Genomic DNA, 22551 nt, shown 5'->3' with positions numbered 1-22551 from the left:
TGCTGTGGCGACGCGCTGACGAGGTGTGCGGTGTGCTCCGCGGTGATCGGGGCGGGTTTGTGGTGCCGTGGAGGTTGTCCGGTTCCGCCGCCTCGCCGGGCGGGGGCCTTGCGCCGGGTGTGTGCGGGGTCCGGGCGGTAAAGTTGGTGGTGGCATCAAGTTATGAGGAGGGTTCGATGGCCCAGGTCCTGCGGGCGGACGCGCGCCGCAACATCGAGAAGCTGAAGGCGGCGGCCGTCGAGGTGTTCCGCGAGAAGGGGCTGCACGCGCCGCTGGAGGAGATCGCCAAGCGGGCCGGGGTCAGCGCGGGGACCCTCTACAACCGGTTCGGCTCGCGCGAGGCGCTCATCGACGCGGTCGTGCCGGACCTCGCGCAGGACGCGCTGGACAGGGTCGCCGACAAGGCGCTGGCCTGCGCCGATCCCTGGGAGGCGTTCACGGGGTACGTGGAGGACGTCTGCCGCGTCCAGGCGTCCGACCCCGCCCTCAACGACGTCGTCTCCCGGCGGTACGCCGCCGACCGGTTGTCCGACGTGTGCCGGGTCACCGAGGACAGGGAGCGGCAGATCATCGAGCGGGCGCAGCGGGCGGGGGCGCTGCGGGCCGACTTCACGCGGGAGGACATGCTGTTCGTGTGGTGGTCCACGGCGATGCTGGTCCGCAACACGTCACGGGTGGCGCCGGACGCGTGGCGCCGCAGCGTCGGGTTCCTGCTGGACGGGCTGCGGGCGGAGGCGGCGCATCCGTTGTCGGTGGGGGCGTTGACGCCGGGGCAGACGGAGGCGGTGATGCGGGGGTTCGGGGAGGCGGGGGTGGGGTGAGCTTGTCATAGGCCGTGGTCGTGGGTTCGGCGCATCAGGGCGACGCGTTGTTCGAGTTGCGCGACGCGCTGTTGTGCACGGACGCGCCGTTGCCGAGAGCGGCGGATGGTCGGCCGGTGCTCCGCCTGGAGCCCGGCGCCGATGTCGCTGCGGTGACCACGGTGCGGGTCCGCGAGGTCATCGAGTCGATCAACGAGACGTTCAAGGGGCAACTCGATCTCGAACGACGCCACCGGGCAACCCGTTCCACGCTCCCTGACCGCTTACGATCACCACGCACTCCGCAAAGCGCTGAACTCCTCCGTCGGGAGGAAATTCGCCACAGGGACTTGACACGATCGGCCTGTAGGAAGTTCCCGCCCGTCCCCGGGCTCCGCTAGGCTCGCCAGTGTGACGGCCGACCAGTCCTCCACGGACCAATACGCCATCGTCGCTGTCGCGTCATCCGCCGGCGGCATCCACGGGCTGACCGAGCTCCTGGGGGCGCTGGGCCCGGAGCTCTCCGTGCCCGTGCTGGTGGTCCAGCACCTCGACCCCCGGCACCGGACGGTGATCGCCGACGTCCTCTCCCGCCGCACCGACCTTCCGGTCAAGCTCGCGGAGGCCGGGGAACACGCACAGCCCGGCACCGTCTACATCGCCCCTCCCGACCGGCACCTCCTCATCGGCGCCGACGGCGTCATGTCGCTGTCCGACACCGAGCTCGTCCACTTCGTACGCCCCTCCGCCGACCTCCTCTTCGAGTCCGTCGCCGGCGCCTACGGGCCGCAGGCGATCGCCTGCGTACTCACCGGGACCGGCCACGACGGCGCGATGGGCGTGGACGCCGTCAAGTCGCGCGGCGGCACGGTGATCGCCCAGGATCCGCGGTCGGCGGAGTTCGCGGGGATGCCGCAGGCCGCGGTGGACACGGGAGCGGTGGACTTCGTGCTACCCCTTGAGGAGATCGCGGCGGTCGTCCGCGGACTTGTCGAGGTCAAGAGGCAGTGATGGGCGTACCAGAGGGCACACAGACCGACGAGGCGCTGGAGGAGCTGCTGGTCTTCCTCAGAGACGCCCGCGGCTTCGACTTCACGGGCTACAAGCGCTCCACCCTGGGCCGGCGCATCCACAAGCGGATGACCGACGTGGGCGTCCGCTCCTACCAGGACTACCAGGATCTCCTCGAAACCAGCGCCGACGAATTCGGCGCCCTCTTCAACACGATCCTGATCAACGTCACGTCGTTCTTCCGCGATCCCGACGCCTGGACCTTCCTCCAGAGCGAGGTCGTCCCCGAGCTGCTCGCGGACGTCCCGCCCGACCAGGAGATCAGGGTGTGGAGCGCCGGCTGTTCCAGCGGCGAGGAGGCGTACTCCCTGGCCATCATGTTCGCGGAGGCGCTCAGCGTCGAGGAGTGCCTGCGCCGTGTCAAGATCTACGCCACGGACATAGACGAGGAGGCGCTGCGCCAGGCCCGGTCGGGGCTCTACCCGGCCAAGTCCCTGGAGCCGCTCCCGGCCGAGCTGCGCGAGAAGTACTTCGAGCAGAACGGCGCGCAGTTCGGCTTCCGCCCCGATCTGCGGCGCCGGGTGATCTTCGGGCGGCACGACATCACCAGCGACGCCCCGATCTCCCGGCTCGACCTGCTGATCTGCCGCAACACGCTGATGTACTTCAACGTCGAGGCCCAGACCCAGATCATCGACCGCTTCCACTTCGCCCTGCGCAAGAACGCCTTCCTCTTCCTCGGCAAGGCCGAGATGCTCCTGAACGACGCCGACCGGTTCGACGTGGTCAACATGCGGCAGCGGATCTTCCGGCGCCGCGCGGGCGACGCCGGGCTGCCGTACCACCCGACACCCACGAAGATCAGGGCCGGCGCGGGCATCGAACTCCACTCGGTGGCCCGCACCCGCCAGCTGCGCGACCTCGTCCTCGACGCGAGCCCGGCCCCGTCGATCGCCATCGACGACGACGGAACCGTCGTGGTGATCAACAGCCAGGCGAGGATCCAGTTCGGCCTGACCCCCGGCGACATCGGGCGCCCCTTCCAGGACCTGGAGATCTCCTACCGGCCGGTCGAACTCCGCTCCCTGATCGACCAGTCCACGCACGAGCGCCGGACCCTGCGGGTCAACAGGGTGGAGCGCAGGACAGGAGAAGACCTCCAGTACTTCGACATCGTCATCCAGCCGATCGCCGGGCCCAGCGGTCTGCATGTCGCCACCACCATCTCCTTCCTCGACGTCACAGTGGCCACCCAGTTGAAGGCCGAGGTGAAGCGGGTTCGCGAGGATCTGGAGACGGCGTACGAGGAACTCCAGTCCACCAACGAGGAGCTGGAGACCACCAACGAAGAGCTCCAGTCCAGCATCGAGGAACTGGAAACGACCAACGAGGAACTCCAGTCCACCAACGAGGAGCTGGAGACCACCAACGAGGAACTCCAGTCGGGCAACGAGGAACTGGAGACCATGAACGACGAGATGCGCATCCGCACCGAGGAGCTGGACGAGGCCAGGGCCTTCCTGGAGGCCGTCCTGACCAGCATCGAGGCAGGCGTGGTGGTTCTGGACCGCGACCTGAAGGTCAAGGGCTGGAACCGGGGCGCGGTCGACCTGTGGGGACTGCGTACGGACGAGGTCATGAACGAGAAGTTCTTCGCACTGGACTTCGGGCTGCCCACCGATGTGCTGCAGACCGTCGTGCACACCTGCCTCAAGACCCGTGAGCGCTCCGGGCCGATCGGCGTCGAGGCGCTGAGCCGCATCGGCCGGTCCATCACGTGCGACGTGTTCTGCTCCCCGTTCGACGGCCACCACGGAGGCGTCGTCCTGCTGATGGAGGAGAGCAGAAGCGACGACTCCGTCTGACACCACGACGTACGCTTCAGGCATGAACCCGCGGGGGCAGGAAGAAGCCCACGGTCTGGCAGCGGTGGCACGGCGCCGCGCAGCCCGGGCGCTGGAACGCGCGGAGCGGGCCGACGCGTCCGCCGAGCGTCATGAACGACTGGCGGAGAAGACCGGACGCGAGGTGTACGCGCAGATCGCGGCGACGCACCGCCGCACGGCCGCGTGCCATCGTTCCTCGGCGACCCTCCATGAGGCATTCGCCCGTCGCACGACGGAATGGGCCGGACGAGGCACCCAGCCCCGGTTCATGACCGGCGTCGCGGAGGCGTGCGGCTCGAACAGCGCGGCGCTCACCCTGGTCGACTCCAGTCACAACCAGCTCGCGGTCGCGGTGTCGGACGAACAGTCCCGCGCCGCCCAGGACCTGGAATACGTGTTCGGCGAGGGCCCGTCCCTGGACGCGGCGTCGGGCCGCCGCCCGGTCCGGGTGTCGGGCCGGGCACTCGAGACACGCTGGCCCGGTTACGGGCCCGCCGTCACCTCTCTGGGCATCACCGTGGTGACCGCCGTTCCGCTACAGACGCAGGACAGCTGCATCGGCGCACTGACGGTGTTCGACCCGCACCCCGCTCTCGCCGGGCCGGCCGGTCTCGCCGATGTCGCCGCGGCCCTCACCCGCATCGTGCTGCTCGGCCCCGACGCCGACCCGGACCTCTACGGCGGGACCGATCTGAGGGTGATCGTGCAGCAGGCGGCGGGCATGCTCTCCGCACGGATCGGCTGCACGATCGGCGACGCGCTGGCGCTCATCAAGGCCCGGGCGTTCGCCGAGGAGGTGTCCACCGAGGTGATCGCACAGAGGATCGTGCACGAAGCTCCGGAACTCGACTGAGGGAGAGGTGTCATGACGCCCGAACAGCGGCTGGCCGACGTATTCGTGGCCCTGGCAGGTGGTACGACGGAGGGTCCTTTAGACGTTTCCGGAACCCTTTCGGTCCTCGCGCGCCGCAGCCCGGCCCTGCTCGGCGCCGGTGCCGCCGCCGTGGTGTTCGCCCCCGGAGAGCACGAGGCCACGCGCGTGACGGGTTCCGACTCCGAGGTGTGGGGGCTGGAGCGTGACGCCGTCGGCTGGCGGGAAGGTCCCGGCCACGACTGCCACCTCACCCACGGGCTGCCGGCCCAGGCGGCTCTCGACAGCCGCCCGACCAGGCAGCGCTGGCCGCACTATGCCCCGCGGGCCCTGGGACTGGGCTACACCCACGTGGCGGCCCTCCCCCTGCGCGAGCAGACCCGGACCAGCGGTGCGCTCGTGTTGCTGTCCGACGCACGGCAGCACACCCTTTCCCAGGACGCGCTGGCCCTCGGCCAGTCGATGGCGGACTTCACCGCCGTCACCCTGCAACGCGCGCGGGAGGCCGACCACAGCCGGACTCTCACCGCCCAGCTGGAAACGGCCCTGGCCAGCCGCGTGATCATCGAGCAGGCCAAGGGCATCCTCGCGACACGTTGGTCGGTGCCCCTGAACGACGCCTTCACCCGCCTGCGCAGGCATGCGCGTTCACACCAACGGCCGTTGAACGACGTGGCGCGCGAGGTGGTCGAAGGGCGCGCCGATCGCGACCTGACCGGGGAATGACGGCGACCGCACGCACCTGCTCGGGTGGCCTTGATGATCTCCTTGCGGATGCGGAATGCGTCCGCCTTCACAGCTGCCGTCCGTACCGAGGAAGACCCGGCCGAGGAAGACCCGGCCGAAGGAGATCCGCCGTATCCGGCTAGGGCAACAGCCGTACTCTGTCCGGCCGTTCGTCGCTGGTGGCGCCGAGGCCCGCGAGCAGGCGCAGGCCGTCCTCGGCAGCGCTGCCGGGTGGCGCCGAGAGCACGATCATCTCCACGCCCGACGCGTCCGGCAGGGCGAAGTTCTCCTGGTGGAGTTCGAGGAGGCCGACGAGGGGGTGGTGGTACGCCTTGCGGCCGTGGGTGCGGGCGCGGACGTCGGCGCGGGCCCAGAGGCGGCGGAAGCGTTCGCTGCCCATGGACAACTCACCGATGAGAGACGCCAGTCGGGGGTCGTCGGGGTACTGGCCGGCGGCCAGGCGGAGGTGGCCGACGACGTCGAGGGTGCACTTCTCCCAGTCGGCGTACAGGCCGCGCTCCTTCTCCTCCAGGAAGATGTGGCGGGCCACGTTGAGGCCCGGGACCGGGCGGCCGTAGAGGAGACCGGCGAGGCGGTTGCCGGCGAGGACGTTCAGGCGGTGGTCCAGGATGAACGCCGGGGCGTCGGTGACCAGGTCGAGGACGCGCGGGAGTTCCGGCCGTACGCGTCCGCTCGGGGCCTTCGTACGGCGGCGGGGCTGGTGGGCGAGGCGGTGGAGGTGTTCGTGTTCCGTCTCGTCGAGGCCGAGGACGCGGGCGAGGGCGTCGAGGACCTGTTCGGAGGGCTGGGTGGCGCGGCCCTGTTCGAGGCGTACGTAGTAGTCGACGCTGACGCCGGACAGGTGCGCGACCTCCTCGCGGCGCAGGCCCGCGACCCGGCGTCGTCTGTCGACGGGGATGCCGGAGGCGGCCGGGTCGACCCGGGAGCGCCGGGTCCGCAGGAAGCCCGCGAGATCGTCCATGGGTTCCAGTATGGCTTCGGTGCCGGGCGCGAGGGTGGTCCTGCGAGTACCAGGAAGTCCGGTCCGACGGTACGGGCGGCCCTGAACAACGGGCGTTCGCGGCCCCAGGATCGAAGGCATCCGATCCGAAGGAGTTCCCGTGAAGACGCTGATCGTCCATGCCCACCCCGAGCCGCAGTCCCTCAACAGCTCACTCAAGGACCTCGCCGTGAAGACCCTGGAGGGCGCCGGGCACGAGGTGCGGGTGAGCGACCTGTACGCGATGGGCTGGAAGGCCGTCGTGGACGCCGCCGACTACGGCCCCGCCGCCTCGTCCCCGCTGAAGGTGGCCCTCGACTCGGGCCGCGCCTTCGACACCGGCGCCCTCACGGCCGACGTCCGCGCCGAGCAGGAGAAGCTTTTGTGGGCCGACACGGTCATCCTCCAGTTCCCGCTGTGGTGGTACACGATGCCCGCGATCCTCAAGGGCTGGGTGGACCGGGTGTTCACGTACCACTTCGCGTACGGCGTCGGGGAGCACAGCGACACGAAGTACGGCGACCGCTTCGGCGAGGGCACCCTCGCGGGGAAGCGGGCGCTGGTGTCGGTGACCATCGGTGGCCCGGAGTCGCACTACTCGCCGCGCGGCATCAACGGCCCCCTCGACGACCTGCTGTTCCCGATCCACCACGGCATCCTCTACTACCCCGGCCTGGACGTCCTCCCGCCGTTCGCGGTCCACGGCGCCGACCGGACGACCGACGCGGACTTCCCGGACATCGCGAAGGCGTGGGAAGAGCGCCTGTTCACCCTGGAATCGACGGAGCCGATCGCGTTCCGGCGGCAGAACCACGGCGACTACGAGATCCCGTCGCTGCGGCTCAAGGAGGGACTGGAGCCGGCGGGGAGGACAGGCTTCGGGCTGCACGTACGCGACTGACCGCCGGGTTCGGGCAACGTACGAAAGAACAGCCAGCTCAGCACAGGCATCAGAACGAGCGGGGCCAGCGCGGCCTGGAGGGACGTGCCGTCGGCGAGCGCCCCGATGCCCGGGCTCGCGAGACCGCCGACGCTGACGGTCAGGCCGAGGGTGATGCCGCTGGCGGTGCCGACGCGGTGGGGGAGGTAGTCCTGGCCGAGGGTGACCTGGAGGGAGAAGGGAACGTACAGGCCGATCGAGGTGAGGGCAACGAACAGGTAGAGCGCCGGGCCCGGTATCCACACGACGCCCGCGACGGATACGGCGGTGAGGGCGTACGACCAGCGGGCGACCGTGACCCGGTCCCAGCGGTCCGCGAGGGCGCCGCCCAGCAGTGAGCCGACGGCGCCGCCAAGGTAGAGGACGGTCAGGGCGGCGGTGCCGGCGACCGTGCTGCCGTCCAGGCGCTGGCGGGCGTACAGGGCGATGAAGGTGCTCAGGCCGACGAAGGTGACCGACCGGAAGACCACGGCGAGGGACAGTTTCACGAAGGAGGCGGTGTCGTCGTGGCCGGGCGGGAACGCCGTACCGGGTCCGGCGGTCCGCTGCTGGAGGGCGTGAACCACGGGCAGGCACAGAGCGGTTCCGGCGAGGGCCGGGAGGACGAGGAGGGGTGTCCAGCGCAGTCCGCCGGTGGCGATCACGGCAGTGACCATGGAGGGGGCGAGGGCGAAGCCGATGGTGCCGCCGGTGGAGAACCAGCCCATCGCGCGGTGACTGCCGTCGGCGGCGAGACGGGCGACGCGGGCGGACTCCGGGTGGTAGGCGGCGACGCCGATGCCCGACAGGGCGACGGACGCGAGGGTGAGCGGGTAGGAGCCGGTCAGCCCGCTGAGCGCGATGCCGAGGCCGCCGAGGAGAGTACTCACGGGAAGCAGCCAGGGCATCGACCGGCGGTCGGTGAGAGCGCCGAACACCGGCTGGGCGACCGAGGACAGCAGGGAGGCGGCGAGGACGATGCCCGAGGCGACGGCGTACGTGTAGGAGCGCTCGGCGATGAAGAACGGCACCAGGGCGGCCACCGCGCCTTGGTAGATGTCGATGCAGGCATGGCCCACGGACAGCAGGACGATCGAGGTGTTCCTTCGCATGCCGTCATGCTCCGGGCCGGGCCCTCTGTCGCGCTTTCGATAAGCTGCCAGGTGATGACGGAAATCCGCCACGATCCGGTGGCCCCGACCCGCACCCAGTGGCTGGCGTCCGGCACGGCGATCGACGCGCACCGGCACGACGACCACCAGATCGTCTACGCGGGCCGTGGCGTGCTGGCCGTCACGACCGGCGCGGGTTCCTGGGTCGCCCCGGGTACGCGCGCGATCTGGGTGCCCGCCGGGACGGTGCACGCGCATCGGGCGTACGGCGAACTCGACCTGCATCTGGTGGGGTTGCCCGCCGCCGAGAACCCGCTCGGCCTCGACGTGCCGACCGTCCTGGCCGTCGGTCCGCTGCTGCGGGAGCTGATCGTCGCCTACACCGGCGCCGAGGCCGACGGCAGCCCCGAGCGGGCCCGGCTGCGTGCCGTCCTTCTTGACCGGCTCCGTGCCTCGCCGCAGCAGCCGCTGCACCTTCCGGCGCCCACGGCTCCCCTGCTGCGCAGTCTGTGCGGCATCCTCCAAGCGGACCCCGGCGACAGCCGTACCCTCGCCGAGCTGGGCCGTGAGGTCGGTGCGAGCGACCGGACGCTGTCCCGGCTCTTCCGCGCCGACCTCGGGATGACCTTTCCGCAGTGGCGCACCCAACTGCGGCTGCATCACGCGCTGGTCCTGCTGACCGAGCGGGTTCCGGTGACGGCGGTCGCGCATCGGTGCGGCTGGTCCTCCGCCAGCGCGTTTATCGACGTCTTCCGGCGTACGTTCGGTCACACGCCGGGCTCACACGGTGGGTAGGAGCGGGCCGGCGGTCTTCAGGCGGTCGTGGGTGAGGAGCCAGCGCACGGATTCGAGGATGGCGGTCTCCGGTTCGTAGCGTGGGGTGTAGTCGATGAGGGTCCTGGCCTTCTCGATGGTGAGGCAGTGGTTGCGGTGGAGGTGGTCCCAGCTGTTCCGGGCGTGGTCCGGGGTGGTGGTCGTGCGGAATTCCTCCCAGGTCACCGGCTCCAGCGTCGCCTTCTGGCCGAACCAGCCGGCCGCGATGTCCGCGTAGCCGCGTACGGTCAGCGCGGTGGGGGCTACGACGTTGAAGTCCTCGCCCGCCGCCGCGTTCCGGCGGTCGATGGCCCGTTCGAAGGACTGGGCGACGTCGTCGGCGTGGACGTGGTGCATCGACTCGGCGCCGATGCCGGGGATCTTCAGGGGGTGTCCGGCGGAGAGGGTGTACCAGACGGCGGGGTCGAGGTTGCCGAGCGTGTTGACGGGTTCCCAGCCGGGGCCGACGATGTGGCCGGGGTGCAGGGAGGTGGTGACGAGGCCGCCGTTCGCTGTCTCCGCCTTCAGCATCCGGGCGATGCGGTCCTTCTGGATGCCGTACTCCCCCACCGGGGGTGTGCCGCTGGCCTCGGAGACCGGGAGCTTGTCGCTCGGGCCGTAGCGCCACAGGGTGCCGCAGTGCAGGAGGTGTCCGGTCGCGCCGCGCAGCCGCTCGACCAGGGCGGTCGCCGAGTCCAGGGTGAAGCAGACGAGATCGACGACGGCGTCCGGCGCGAGGGCGGCGACCCGGTCGCCGAAGGTGCCCTCGGCGTCCTCCCGCTGCCGGTCGGCGACGACCTGCCGTACCTGCCGCCACTCGGGAGCGTCCGCGTAGGCGGTGCTGGTGCCCCGGCTGATGTTGATGACCTCGTGGCCGGCCCGCACCAGCCGGGGTACGAGGAAGGTGCCGATGTGGCCGCTTCCGCCGATGACGACGACTCGCATACGTCTCCCCTTCATTGCCACGCGGGAAGTGGCTGGGTGGTCCTGCCGGAACCTTCCCGTCCACTCCGGCGCACAACCTGATGGGTCCGAGGGCGCCGGGGTCATGGTGTCAGCCCTTCGGTGCGTACGCCTCGTGCGGTGAATCGCGCTCCGGTGAAGGCGCCCTACACGCACCCCACAGGCGGCACGGAGCATGACAACCGGTTCCCAGGATCTTCAGCGGGCGGCGTGTCCGGCGTGCGCCCCTTCCCGTGTCTGCCGAGGGGTGTCCATGTCTGCGTGTGTCGTGCTGTTCCCTGGTCAAGGGGCTTATGTGCCGGGGGCGTTGAGCGCTCTGGCCGAGGCGGAGCCCGTGGTGGGCGAGGTGCTGGCGGAGGTCGACCGGGCGGCTGCCGGGCTGGGGCACCGGCCCGTGTCGCGGTTACTCGTGGACACGGGGGCGCCCACGCTGGGGGAACTCGTGGCGAGTGCGCCGCAGGACCTCCATCTGGCGATCTTCGCGTCCGAGATGGCGTTGTTCCGGCTGCTCACCGAGCGGCTGGGGGTACGGCCCGACGTGCTGCTCGGGCACAGCTTCGGGGAGCTGGTGGCGCTCGTCGCGGCCGGTGCGCACGATCTGGAGCGCGGGGTCGCGCTGGTGGCGGCGCGGGACGAGGCGTTCGCGGCGTGTCCGCCGGAGGCCGGGGGGATGGTGGCGCTGGAGGTCTCGGCGGGGCGGGCCGGGCATCTGCTGGCGGCGCTCGCGGAAGGGGAGGTCTGCGTGGCGGCGGACAACGGACCCCGGCAGTGTGTGGTGTCCGGGCCCAAGGAGGCGGTGGGGAGGGTACGCAAGGCGGCGGAGGCGGTGGGGATCTCGGCGACGGAGCTGCGGGTGCCGTACCCGTTCCACAGTCACGGGCTCGCCGGGGTCGCGCACGAATTCGCCGTGCGGGTCGGGGAGTTGGCGCCGCGTCCGCTGCGGTACCGGTTGTACTCGGCGATCTTGGGGCGGTACTTCGGGGACGACGCGCATTCCACGCTGGTCGCGGGGCATCTCGTACGGCCCACCCGGTTCGCGGACGCGGTGCGGGCGTTGCACGCGGAGGGGGCGGAGGTGTTCGTGGAGTGCGGGGCCAAGGGGGTGCTGAGTGATCTGGTGACGGGGATCGTGCCGGGGGTGCGGGCGGTGGCGCCGCTGCGGAGGCGGGTGGGGGTGCGGGAGTTCGTGGGGACGTTGGGTGGGCTGGTGCCGAAGCAACCAGCGCCGAGGGGGGCCGTGTCGGAGCGAGCAGCACCGGGCGGGCTCGCGTCGGAGGGGGTGACGCCGGAGAGGTCGGTGCCGAAGCCAGCAGCACCGAACGGGCCCTCGGCGGAGAGGGTGGCTCCGGATGGGTCAGTGCTGAAGCAACCAGCACCGAACGGGCCCGCGAGAGACTCCCGGACCGAGCCCTCAGCCGCCCCGGCCTCCCTGCCCGGCCACGCCGAACTCGTCGGCGTACTCCGGGACTTGTACGCCCAGGCCCTCGGCTACCCCCCGGACGTCCTCACCCCCGGCGCCGACCTGGAAGCCGACCTCGGTATCGACTCCATCAAACAGGTCGAGCTCTTCTCCCAGGTCCTGGAGCGCTACGGCCGCCGCCTCCCCCCGGACGGCAGCCGCCTGACCAGCTACACCACCCTCGACGACCTGGCGACCCTGCTGCTCGACCTGCCCACGGCGGCGGGCCGATGACGTACGCGGAGATCCCGGCCGCCCGCGACCTGGCGGGACGCGTCGCGCTGGTGACCGGCGGCGGCAAGGGCGTCGGCGCGGCGATCAGCCGTGAACTGGCCCGGCACGGCGCCCATGTGATCGTGAACTGCTTCCACTCCCCCGGCCCGGCGGAGGATACGGTCGCGGCGATCCGCGCGGCGGGCGGCTCGGCCGAGGCGCTGCGGGCGACCGTCGCCAAGCCGGAGGCGGTCGCGGAGATGTTCGACGCGGTCGCGGACACGCACGGCGGCCTGGACGTCCTGGTCAACAACGCGGCGCGGGGCGTCTTCGCCCGGTACGACGAGCTGACCGACCGCGAGTGGCAGCGCGCGCTGGACACGAACGTGCACGGCGCCCGCTGGTGCGCCCTGGGCGCGGTCCCGCTCCTGGAGCGGCGCGGCGGCGGAACCATCGTCAACGTGTCGTCCATCGGCGCGGGTCTGGCGATGGACAACTACTTCCTGGTCGGTGTGTGCAAGGCGGCGCTGGAGGCGATGACGCGGTATCTCGCGGCGGATCTGGGGCCGTTGGGGATCCGGGTGAACACCGCGTCGGCGGGGCTGCTGGACAACTCCACGGCCACGCTGTTCCCGCAGGCCGAGGCGTTGCGGCGGGTGTACGCGGGGGCGGCGCCGCTGGGGCGGGTGGGTAGGGAGGAGGAGTTGGCGCGGCTGGTGGCGTTCCTGGCGTCACCGCAGTCGGGGTGGGTGTCGGGACAGTCGTTCCTGGCGGACGGCGGTCTGTCGGTGGGGCGGGCGATGCTCACGCCACGCGTCGACGCCGCTTCGGTCGAGGCGCCCGGGGAGGAGGAGACGGTCGCCGTCGTCGGCATGGGTGTCGTGGCACCCGGGGTCGACGGCCCGGACGCCCTGTGGGAGCGGCTCGTCGAGGGCCGCCCGGTGTTCTCGGAGCCGGGGGAACGCTTCGCGCTGGGGGACTTCTGGTCCGCCGAACGCGGGGCAACCGACCGGACCTACAGTCGAGTTGCGGGTTACGCGCACGGCACCGGGGACTTCCTCACCGCCTGGTTGCGCGCCGCGCTCCTCCAGTGCGGGCCACCGACCGGTCTCCGGGCGGCGTGCTTCGTCGGCGCGTGGAACGAGGGCAGCCAGCACGTCGAGGAGAGCGTCCTGGTCGAGGCCGTGGCCGAGGGCACCGGCTCCGAGGAGGTCCGCTCGATGTTGCGCCGGCGCTATCCGTACGCCGGTGTCCTCGCCGACCACCTCCCCCACGCGGCGGCCCGCGCGGCTCTGGAGGGCATCCTCCCCGCCGGGACGCCCGTGCAGATCGTCGACACCGCCTGCTCCTCGTCCCTGTACGCGATCGACCTCGGTGCGAAGAGTGTCCTGGACGGCGACTGCGACATCGCGTACTGCGGCGGCGCCTTCTCCCAAGGTCCGCGCTACAACGTCCTGTTCGCCCAGCTGAACGGGTTGAGCCGGTCGGGCCGGGTGCGGGCGTTCGGCGCGGACGCGGACGGCGTGCTCTTCTCCGACGGCGCGGGTCTGGTCGCCCTCAAGCGGCTGGACCGGGCGCGGGCCGACGGGGACCGGGTGCTGGCGGTGCTCGCCGGGTTCGGAGCGGCGTCGGACGGGCGGGGCAAGGCCGTCCACGCGCCCAACCGCACCGGCCAGGAACGGGCGTTGCGGCGGGCGCGTGCCGTGAACGCGGTGCCTGCGGGGCAGCTCGACTGGGTGGTGGCACACGCGACCGGCACGCCGGTGGGGGACGCGGTGGAGCGTGCGGTGCTGGAGGAGGCGAGCCCGGGCGTCCTGTGCACCTCGAACAAGTCGGTGGTGGGGCACACCGGTTGGGCCGCCGGGGTGCTGTCCGTCGTCCACGCGCTCCAGGGCCTCGCGCACTCGACGGTGCCCGCGCAGGTCCCCTGCGACGGGATCGCCCCGTCCGCGCTGCGCATCCCGGCGCACGCGACGCCGCTCCCCCGGCAGCCGGACCGGCCCCGGACGGTGGGCGTCTCGTCGTTCGGGTTCGGCGGCACCAACGCGCACCTCCTCCTCCAGGACGAGTCCACGCCCCGCTCGCAGCCGCCGGTGCTCGACGGGGACCCGGTGGTCGTCGTCGGCTGGTCCGCGCATCTGCCCGGCGCGCCGGACGAGGCGGAGGTCTTACGGCGTCTGGCGGCCGGACTCCCCTTGGCGGGGCGGTCGTTCGGGACGCCGTACCCGGTGCCGCCGGTCGGCGAGGTGCGGATGCCGCCGCGTACCGCCGCCGCGATCGATCCGGCCCAGTTGATGGCGTTGCAGGTCGCGGCGCGGCTCGCGGCCTTCTGGGAGGGGCTGACGGAGACCACCGGGGTGATCACCGCGCACACCGGGGTGCCGGTCAACTCGGCCGACATGAGCGTGCGTTGTTATGCGCGGTCCCTCGGCAGCGAGCCTGTGAAGGGGTTCGTCGAGACCGTGATGGAGCGTACGCCGGCCGCGGGCGAGGACACGCTCGCGGGGTTGATGCCGAACGTGATCCCCGCCCGGGTGGCCTCCGCTCACGACCTGCACGGGCTGACGATGACCGTGGACACCGGGCCCACTTCGGGGCGTACCGCGCTGAGGACCGCGCAGAAGTACTTGAGCAGGGGGGAGCTGGACCTGGCGCTCGTCCTCGGCGCCAACGGCGGGAGCACTCCCCTCTTCGCCCGCCTCCACGGTCTGCCCGGACCCGCCCCCGCCGAGGGCGCTTTCGCGCTCGTCCTCACTCGCGCGTCGATCGCCCGCTCCCGGGGCTGGGCCGTCCTGTCCCCGCTGGACGACCTGCTGTCGAACCTCCCGGACCGGCAGGGCTTCGCCACGGACCGCACCTATCTGGCGGCGGACGACCTGATCGACGCGATACGGCAACTGCCCCTTGACGAAACGAGGCTGACCCGCCGTCACACAGTCGCCTGGGTTCGCTCCGGGGGCGTACCGGCCCCTACGACACGCCTCGCCCCGGACACCCTCGTCCTCTCCGACTCCACCGTCCCCGAACTCCCCTCCACCTCCCGCCTGTTGACCCTGCGCCCCGGGGACGACATCCAGGCGTCCGTCGAGAAGATCCTCGCCGAGAACCCCCAGGGGTTCCGCCACCTCCGGGTCCTCACCGACCTGCGTACGGCTCCGGCCTGGCCCGCGCCTCCCTCCGAGGGCCTTCTCGCCGTGCAGGAAGCGGCGTTCCTCGCCACCCGGGAGCTGCGCGACTCGCTGGTGGACGCCGGGACGCTCGGAGTGGCGGTCCTCACCGGGTCGGTCACTTCGCCGCACGCCCATCTGTTCACCGGGTTCGTGAAGAGTCTCGCGTGGGAGCTGACCGGGTGCACGCCTCTCGCTCTGCTGACCGACGCCGACTCTCCCGAGGCTGGACTCGCCGCACTGGAGAGGGAGTTGGGGCGGGCGCGGGAGGGGTTGCCGGTGGTCATGCACCGGGACGGGGTGCGGCTCGTCCAGCGGCTCCGCGAGGACGATGTACCGGTCGGGCCTGTTCCGTTGGCGCCGGGGGCGGTCGTGGTGGCGACCGGGGGTGCGCGGGGTATCACGGCCGCGTGCATGATCGGGCTGGCTCAACAGGTGCCGGTGCGGCTGCACTTGATCGGATCCAGCCGTGTGGAGGACGTGCCGGAGGAGCTGTTGGCCGCCGGGGACGGTGAACTGGCGGGGCTGCGGGCCGAGTTCATCGCCGCCGAGCGGCTCGCGCGGCCCGGGGTGTCGGTGCGGGAGATCAACCAGCGGTTCGAGCGGCTGCTGAACGCGCGGGAGTCGCGGCTCAACCTGGCCCGGCTGCGGGAGTTGTGCGGCGTAGGGAACGTCCGCTTCCACACCGCCGACGTGACCGACGCGGCGGCGGTGCGGCGGGTGGCCGAGCGGGTCGGGCGCGTGGATCTGCTGGTCAACGGGGCCGGGGTGCATCATCCCGGGGACATCACGCGGAAGGATCTGCCGGGGATGCGGCGGGTGCGGGACGTGAAGCTGGCCGGGTATCACCATCTGCGGGACGCGTTCAGCGGGGTGTCGGCTCCCCGGCTGTGGTGCAACTTCGGGTCGGTGACCGGGCTTGCGGGGCTGCCCGGGGAGAGCGACTACTCCCCGGCGAACGACTTCCTCGCGGGGGCCGCCGAAGTCGCCGAGGAGCAGGGGGAGTTCACGATCGCGTGGACGATCTGGGACGAGACCGGGCTCGGTTCGGGCAGCGTCGTCCAGTCGTACACCGCGCGGACCGCCCGGCTCAGCCGGATGACGACGGCGGAGGGGGTGGCGCACTTCCTCGAAGAGCTGGCACGGCCCCGGCGCGACCGGCTCGTCACGTTCGTCGGAAAGGCGGAACACGCCTCGTTCGACCGACAGTTCCCCGGCCTGCGTGCCTCGCCCGACCTGCCGTCCCCCCTCGGGCTACCGCCCACCCCCGGCCTACCGGGCTCCCCTGGCCTGCGGCCCTCCCCCGGTCTGCCGAGTTCCCCCAGTCCGCGGCCCGCCCTCGGCCTACCGGGTTCTCCCGGCCTGCGGGCCGCCCCCGAGCTACCGCCCACCCCCGGCCTACCGGACTCCCCGGGCCTGCTGGGCGAGCCGTGCGAACCGGGTCGCTGGCCGCTCTCCCTCGATATCCGCACGCATCCCTTCCTCCTGGACCACATGATCGACGGCCGTCCCACGCTCCCCGGCATGATGCTGGCGGGCCTCGCCGTCCAGGCGGCACGCTCCCTCGCTCCGGGACTGCCCGTGCGCGCGGTCGAGAACCTCGTGTTCTCGGCATGGGTGCGGGCACGTGCCGACGGCACCCCGGTGGCCTACCGGGTGACGGCCAGGGCCACCGGCACCGCCGGCACGCGAGCCGTCGCCGTCCTCGTCCGTTCCGACATCGTCGCGCCCGACGGCCGGGTCCTCGCCCGTGACCGCGAGCACTTCCGGGCGGTCGTACGGCTCGGCGGCCCCGCACCCCTGCCCGTGCCGACCGGCGAGCCCGACGCGGCCTGGGCTCCCGTCGCCGATCCGTACTACGACGACACCTCGCCCGCCCTCCTCACCGGCGTGTTCCGGGCCACCGAGGACTGGCGCGCCGGCCCCGGCGGAAGCTCCTGCCGCTGGCGCCCCGGCGCCGGGCTCCCCCGGCTGGGCACGCCGTGCGTCCTGCTCGACAGCCTCGCGCGGACGCGGTGGCTGGCAAGGACCGTGGCCGTACCGCACCACGCCGCGCGGATCACCCTGCACACGGACGCGGACGACACCTCCCTCGCCCTCGCCCATCCCGGGGGCCTCGTCCTCGCCCACTGCGCCGCGACCGGCGTCTCCACCGCGCGGACCGCCGACGGTCGGGTCCTCGCCCAGATCACCGGCCTCAGCGGCACCGAACTCGCCTCGAAGTGAAGGGCCTTCATGGAACTCACCGGACAGACCGCCCTCGTCACCGGCGGCACGCGCGGCATCGGTCTCGCCATCGCCCACCGGCTCCTCGCGGCGGGCGCCCAGGTCGTGGTCAGCGGCCGGGACGAGGAGACCGGGCGCAAGGCGCTCGCTCGACTGGACGCGGGGGACGACGCCGTGCTGTGTACCGGGGACGCGACGTCCCGCGCGGACGCCGAGCGGGCCGTGGACACCGTGCTGGAGCGGTTCGGGCGCCTCGACGTCGTCGTCAACAACGTCGGCGGGGCCTCGGAGTTCGCGACGGTCGCCGAGATCAGCGACGAGGTGTGGCACCGGACCCTGTCGCTGAATCTCGACCCGGCGCTCTACACCACGCGCAGGGCGCTGGGCCCGATGATCCGGCAGCGGTCCGGGCGGATCGTCAACATCGCGTCGATGGAGGGCCGGGACCCGGACCCCGGCCTGTGCGCCTACGCGACCGCCAAGCACGCGCTGATCGGGTTCACCCGGGTCCTGGCCAAGGAGGTCGCCGCCCACGGCATCACGGCCAACTGCGTCTGCCCGGGGGCGGTGCTCACCGACTGGGTGCGGGAGAGGGGCCCGGTGGCCGCCGAGGTGCTGGGCACCGACTACGACGGCCTGATCGGGCACTTCACCGGGCGCACCCTGACCGGACGGCTCACCCTGCCGGACGAGGTCGCGGCGGCGGTGCTGTGGCTGGCGTCGCCGTCCGGGGCGGGGGTGACAGCCGCGTCCATTCCGGTGGACGGCGGCGCCACGGTCTGACAACTCCCTTTGCCATAAAGGCTATCCGCGCGCCCACCAGGCCGCCGACGTGTCCCGCAGGGTGTTCGTCCCGCAGTGCACCTCGCCCATTCCCAGGTGGTACGTGTAGTAGTCGTCGATGTACGACACGGTCATCCCCGCACCGCGGTACGCGGCGGTGACGGCCTCGGTGAAGATGTCCTTGCCGCCGATGACGGGACCCCACTGCCGGGGAGCGAGGTAGCGGGTGCGGGACAGGACGACCCCGTTGACCGCGCCGGGGACGTACGCGCTGGTCGTCACCGTCTCGGCGGCCCTGGCGGACGTCAGCCACTTCTGCTGGCCGTGTTCCTGGAGCCGTTCGGTGAGGTCGGGGCCGACGCGGGTCAGGCGCGGGGCGCGCAGGCCGGTCGGCTGGTACTCGCGCAGGTACAGGGCGGGGACGCGGACGACCTCGGCGTCCGTGATCCCCGTCTCGCGCTTGAGGACCGCGAGGTTCGCGGCGATCCGCTGGGCGGCCAGCCTGTTGTCGGCGACGAGGTCGCGGGAGGCGAGGGTCTGGGCGATGGTCGCCTTCGGGGCCTGCGCGCCGGACTTGACGGGGACGGAGAACATCTTCGTCGCGCCGTGCCCGGCCTGCTGGGCGTCGCGCAGCAGCCGCAGGCCCGCGTCGGGGTCGGCGAGGCCGATGCGCCAGCCGCGCGGGGTGTCGGCGGGCAGGAACTGCACGAACTCGTCGACGTGTCCGACGCCGAGCCACGAGGTGTCGAGGAGCAGCGGGTCCTGGAGTCCCTGCGAGGCGAGGAGCGTCCGCATCTTCTGCGAGGGGCGGACCCCGCTGTCCTTGCGCTCGCCCATGATGATCCGGCCCGCCGGGTAGGCGCGGCCCTGGTACGTGTACGGCGGGATGGTCTCCAGGTTTCCGAAGGAGTTGAGCGACCAGTCCACCGGGGTGTCGGGCCTGGCGATCTGGACGGCGCCGATGTCCCGGCCGCGCAGTTTCTCGAAGAGTTCGCGGCCCGCCTCGCGGTCGGGCTGGGCCGAGCGCAGCATGACGCGCATCGCCTGCCGCTTGCCGCCGGGGCCGGTCATGCTGACGTAGGCCGGTTCGACGAAGTCCTGGGCCCAGGGGTCGTTGTACTTGGTGAAGGTGATCAGGGGCGCGGTGATGCCGGCCCGCTTGACCTCGCCGGCCAGGTTCTTGACGAACTTCGCCTGTTCCTGGCCGTAGAGGTCGTCGTCGTCCCCGCTGATCTTCGTGACCATCACCTGCTGGGCCTTCTGGAGGTGGTGGTGGGTCAGGAGGGGGGCGACACGCAGGGTGACGGAGTCGGTGGTGGAGCCCTTCGGGGTGGTGACGGTCAGACGGATCACCGTGCGGCCGTCCCAGGCGGCCTTGTCGCGGATGATGTCGGTGGCCTCGACGCCGAGTTCGACGCCGGTGCGCAGTTCGGCGGTGGTGAGGAGGGTGCGCGGGGTGACGAGGGTCCATCTGCCGGCGCGCTTGAGGAAGAGGTGCGTGTACTTGGCGCCGGTGGTGACCGTGAGGCGGGCTCCGGTGCCGGGCTTCGCGTTCGGGAGGGGGACCGTGCGGACGCGGGCGAGGTCGGCGGCGTCCGCGTCGCCGTTGACCTTCGTGTCGGAGGCGTCGTCGCAGGCGGCGAGCTGGGCGTCGGTGCCGGTGCGGGGGCAGCGCCGGGAGTCGTCGTCGAGGTTCGGCAAGGAGAGCGCGCCGCGCGCGACGGTCCAGGTGTCCTCGCCGGCCGTGTCCTTGGCCCCGGTGACGTCGACCTGCCCGTCCCGGTTCACGTCCGCCCTCAGATCGGCCCGCGGTATCTGCTCCACGCCGACCGCGACCGGGACCGCGAGCACGGATCCGGCGGCGGCGAGGGCGAGCACGAGTGACCCTGCGGGGCGTATCCGCGTACGACGCACGGTGAGTTCCTCTCAGTCGGGGGGTGTCTCCCCACAAAGAGGTGAAAAGGTGCCTGTGAGTTGCCTGTGGGAGGCGGATTCCCGGAATTCGGCGGGCATTTCCTCGAAAGGGGACGAACGGAGCGAAGTCGGCGGGAGTTCGCAAGTCCCCGGGTTCGGTGTCGGTCTCGTCCCGGTTCCCGGCCGCCGAACGGCGGGCGCCGCGCCACACGCGGAAGCCCCTGTGAGCGAACACCAACTGCTGGTGGGGCCAGCTCTCGGCGCTGCCGGAGAGGGGTGCGGCGGGACGACCGGCCGCCCGCCGCCTCCATGCGCATTCCCTTCGGTGCGGTATTCCGCGACATCGCAGGCCGCCCCGGAATACCCGTACGGAAAAGGCCGGTCGGCCACCGGCATCGGCTTTCTTGAGGGAAGTGCTTTGCCCGGCGCCACAGCCTGAATTCATCGGCCACGCCACCGATCCAAAACACGCCCTGCCGCACGCCCGCGGTGGTGAAGGTGTGCCGCGTGGGGCGCCTGGTTCGGCAGGTGCGCGGGCGGGCTCACAGCGGACGGAGCGCCTCCGGGAGGGGGACTTTGTTTCTTCTTTGCTTCTGCGCGCGGCCCGGCCGAGGGGGTGCCGGTACGCACTTTCCGGCCTTCCTGGGGCGCCCGTACACCCCTCGAACGCGCACGGTGACGCCGCCGCGACGCCGTGTCTTCATGCGGTCGCCGAGCGGACGACACACCTGACGGTCCGTCAGAATTCACGGCAATTCACCGTCAAGAGCAGGTAAACCGCCAGGTCGAATCCACATTTCGGGGAGGGTGTCGAACGTTTCGCCCGCCGATTCGATGCCCCCGCCCACCTCTCGCCCCCGCAAGCACTCGCTGATCGGCCGATTCAGTCTCAAAACCAGAGCACAAATTCCACACAACTTCTCTTCATTCCGCCGCCGATGGTCTAGATTGACCGTGCTTCAGGCGTTCCGGAACGAGGCGGCCAAAAGATCAATCGGCCCCTTGCCCCGGAAAGCCCTGGAGCCCGGGGGGCCTTGGGCGCGGGGAGCGTCCAGGGTTTCGGCGGGTTTCCGCGAGCAAGTTGCTCAAGCACCTCTGCAAGAGCCGGGTTGTCGTGCGCGAAGGGGAGGAACAGCACGGGAGGCGGGGGCCTCCCGAGGGGGAGCAACGGTGTGAGGCATACACGTCGAAGAACCATTGGGGACCCGGGGGGGTTCTGTGCAACAAGGGGGAGCAGTCGGCCCGTTCATGCCGACGCGCAGGCGTCTGGCGGACGGGACGTTCCATCAGCCCGAGAGCGACTGGGAGCAGCGGTACCGACGTACCGTCATCATCAGCGACACGGTGGCGACCGCCTTCGTGGTGGCGGCCATCGGCAATCTGTTCGGGGCCCGCGACGCGGCCAACTGGCACGAGAAGTGGGGGATCCTGGCGTTCGGCACCGAGGTGCTGGTGCTGGGGGCGCTCGCGGTGGGCCGGGCGTGGGTGCCGGCCGTCCTCGGCCAGGGCGCCGAGGAGTTCCGCCGGCTGGGGCGCTCGCTGTTCGCGGCGACCGTCGTGCTGGCGCTCGGCGGAATCGCCCTGACCTCGCGCAACATCAAACTGTGGATCTTCGTGGCGATCCCGGCGATCGCGCTCACCACGATGACCGCGCGCTACGTGCTGCGGCTGTGGCTGCACCGGCGGCGCAAGGAGGGCCGGTGCCTGAGACCGGTGCTCGCGGCCGGAAGCCCGGCGACCGTCCGGGACCTGATCACCAGGACCCGTAAGTTCCCGCACATCGGCTGGCGGGTGGAGGCGGTGTGCACGACCGGCGCGGACGGCGGCCATCTGGACGGCGTCCCGGTGGTGGGCCGGCTCGCGGACGTCGCCGGTCATGTCCACCGCGACGGCTACCGGGTCGTCGCGGTCACCCCGGACCCGCACTGGTCCCCGGACCGGTTGCAGCGCCTGGCGTGGAACCTCGAAGGCAGCGACGCCGAGATGGTCGTGGCGCCGGTGCTGATGGAGGTGGCGGGACCGCGGCTGCACGTGGACGCGGTGCTCGGCATCCCGCTGCTGCGGGTCAGCATGCCGGCGTTCACCGGGGGCCGCCGGGTCGTCAAGGGGATCGTCGACCGGCTGGGCGCGGCGCTCCTGCTGGTGCTGCTCGCGCCGCTGATGGTGTCCGTGGCGCTGCTGGTGGCGCTGGACAGCCGGGGCGGGGTGTTCTACCGGCAGCTCAGGGTCGGCAAGGACGGCCACGAGTTCACCATGGTCAAGTTCCGCACCATGGTCGCCGGGGCCGACCGCGCCAAGGCCGCGCTCGCCGCCCTCAACGAGGGTGCGGGACCGATGTTCAAGCTCCGCCGGGACCCTCGGGTGACCCGAGTGGGGACGCTGCTGCGGCGGTACTCGATCGACGAACTCCCGCAGCTGTTCAACGTTCTGACCGGATCGATGTCGCTCGTCGGTCCGCGTCCCCCGCTGCCGGAGGAGTCCGCCGTGTACGGCCCGGACATCCGGCGGCGGCTGCTGGTCAAACCGGGGCTCACGGGTCTGTGGCAGATCAGCGGGCGCAGCGACCTGTCCTGGGAGGAGGCGGTGCGGCTCGACCTCAGATACGTGGAGGACTGGTCGCTCGCGCTGGACACGGTGATCTTGTGGAAGACGCTGCGCGCGGTGCTGCACGGACAGGGGGCCTACTGA

Annotated in this window: 15 protein-coding genes and 1 pseudogene; 12 read left to right on the top strand and 4 right to left on the bottom strand. The window is 71.7% G+C overall.

What is annotated here, in order from left to right; all coding sequences use genetic code 11:
• The first annotated feature begins 176 nt into the window (after positions 1-176).
• The 6 genes and pseudogenes from ACQCO7_RS43680 (at position 177) to ACQCO7_RS43655 (ending at position 5294) form a co-directional block, all read left to right on the top strand.
• Positions 177-821, top strand: a complete 645-nt coding sequence (locus tag ACQCO7_RS43680) for a TetR/AcrR family transcriptional regulator (protein ID WP_464077068.1) — start codon at positions 177-179, stop codon at positions 819-821.
• Between the two features lie 167 nt (positions 822-988).
• Positions 989-1094: pseudogene (locus ACQCO7_RS43675) on the top strand (IS982 family transposase); the annotation flags it as partial.
• Between the two features lie 117 nt (positions 1095-1211).
• Complete coding sequence (locus ACQCO7_RS43670) at positions 1212-1811, top strand: chemotaxis protein CheB (protein WP_464077067.1); 600 nt, start codon at positions 1212-1214, stop codon at positions 1809-1811.
• Positions 1811-3676 carry a CheR family methyltransferase gene (locus ACQCO7_RS43665; protein WP_464077066.1) on the top strand — a complete coding sequence of 622 codons (1866 nt, stop codon included), beginning with the start codon at positions 1811-1813 and terminating at the stop codon, positions 3674-3676. Before ACQCO7_RS43670 ends, ACQCO7_RS43665 begins: the two co-directional genes overlap by 1 nt.
• Before the next feature lie 22 nt (positions 3677-3698).
• Complete coding sequence (locus ACQCO7_RS43660) at positions 3699-4550, top strand: GAF and ANTAR domain-containing protein (RefSeq protein WP_464077065.1); 852 nt, start codon at positions 3699-3701, stop codon at positions 4548-4550.
• Positions 4551-4562: 12 nt separating this feature from the next.
• Positions 4563-5294, top strand: a complete 732-nt coding sequence (locus tag ACQCO7_RS43655; protein WP_464077064.1) for a GAF and ANTAR domain-containing protein — start codon at positions 4563-4565, stop codon at positions 5292-5294.
• A 139-nt stretch (positions 5295-5433) separates the two neighbouring features.
• Here the strand turns inward: ACQCO7_RS43655 and ACQCO7_RS43650 are convergent, their stop codons facing one another.
• Positions 5434-6276, bottom strand: a complete 843-nt coding sequence (locus tag ACQCO7_RS43650) for a helix-turn-helix transcriptional regulator (RefSeq protein ID WP_464077063.1) — start codon at positions 6274-6276, stop codon at positions 5434-5436.
• Positions 6277-6415: 139 nt separating this feature from the next.
• Between ACQCO7_RS43650 and ACQCO7_RS43645 the strand changes: the two genes are divergently transcribed.
• Complete coding sequence (locus ACQCO7_RS43645) at positions 6416-7195, top strand: NAD(P)H-dependent oxidoreductase (protein ID WP_464077062.1); 780 nt, start codon at positions 6416-6418, stop codon at positions 7193-7195.
• Here ACQCO7_RS43645 and ACQCO7_RS43640 read toward each other — a convergent pair.
• Positions 7114-8325 carry an MFS transporter gene (locus ACQCO7_RS43640; protein ID WP_464077061.1) on the bottom strand — a complete coding sequence of 404 codons (1212 nt, stop codon included), beginning with the start codon at positions 8323-8325 and terminating at the stop codon, positions 7114-7116. The genes ACQCO7_RS43645 and ACQCO7_RS43640 overlap by 82 nt on opposite strands.
• 54 nt (positions 8326-8379) lie before the next feature.
• Between ACQCO7_RS43640 and ACQCO7_RS43635 the strand changes: the two genes are divergently transcribed.
• On the top strand, positions 8380-9120 hold the full coding sequence (locus tag ACQCO7_RS43635) for an AraC family transcriptional regulator (protein ID WP_464077060.1): 741 nt from the start codon (positions 8380-8382) through the stop codon (positions 9118-9120).
• Here ACQCO7_RS43635 and ACQCO7_RS43630 read toward each other — a convergent pair.
• Positions 9106-10083: an NAD-dependent epimerase/dehydratase family protein gene (locus ACQCO7_RS43630; RefSeq protein ID WP_464077059.1), complete on the bottom strand. Its 978-nt coding sequence runs from the start codon at positions 10081-10083 to the stop codon at positions 9106-9108. The two genes, ACQCO7_RS43635 and ACQCO7_RS43630, sit on opposite strands and share 15 nt — an antisense overlap.
• Positions 10084-10354: 271 nt before the next feature.
• On the opposite strand from ACQCO7_RS43630, the gene ACQCO7_RS43625 reads away from it, so the two are divergent.
• From ACQCO7_RS43625 to ACQCO7_RS43615, 3 genes are read left to right on the top strand one after another with little or no spacing between them, the layout of a single operon-like run.
• The gene (locus ACQCO7_RS43625; RefSeq protein WP_464077058.1) at positions 10355-11794 is read left to right on the top strand and encodes an acyltransferase domain-containing protein; all 1440 of its coding nucleotides are present in this window, start codon (positions 10355-10357) and stop codon (positions 11792-11794) included.
• Positions 11791-17166, top strand: a complete 5376-nt coding sequence (locus ACQCO7_RS43620) for an SDR family oxidoreductase (RefSeq protein ID WP_464077057.1) — start codon at positions 11791-11793, stop codon at positions 17164-17166. The genes ACQCO7_RS43625 and ACQCO7_RS43620 overlap by 4 nt, the downstream gene beginning before the upstream one ends.
• 9 nt (positions 17167-17175) lie before the next feature.
• Positions 17176-17949, top strand: coding sequence for an SDR family NAD(P)-dependent oxidoreductase (locus tag ACQCO7_RS43615; RefSeq protein ID WP_464077056.1), 774 nt, complete (start codon positions 17176-17178; stop codon positions 17947-17949).
• Between the two features lie 21 nt (positions 17950-17970).
• On the opposite strand, the gene ACQCO7_RS43610 is transcribed toward ACQCO7_RS43615, so the two are convergent.
• Positions 17971-19863, bottom strand: coding sequence for a protein-arginine deiminase domain-containing protein (locus tag ACQCO7_RS43610; protein WP_464077055.1), 1893 nt, complete (start codon positions 19861-19863; stop codon positions 17971-17973).
• Between the two features lie 1218 nt (positions 19864-21081).
• Here ACQCO7_RS43610 and ACQCO7_RS43605 point away from each other — a divergent pair.
• Positions 21082-22551 carry a sugar transferase gene (locus ACQCO7_RS43605; RefSeq protein ID WP_464077054.1) on the top strand — a complete coding sequence of 490 codons (1470 nt, stop codon included), beginning with the start codon at positions 21082-21084 and terminating at the stop codon, positions 22549-22551.

This window comes from Streptomyces saintjeani (assembly GCF_055409605.1).
Note: the sequence above shows the minus strand (reverse complement) of the source record. Positions and strands in the feature narration are given on the sequence as shown.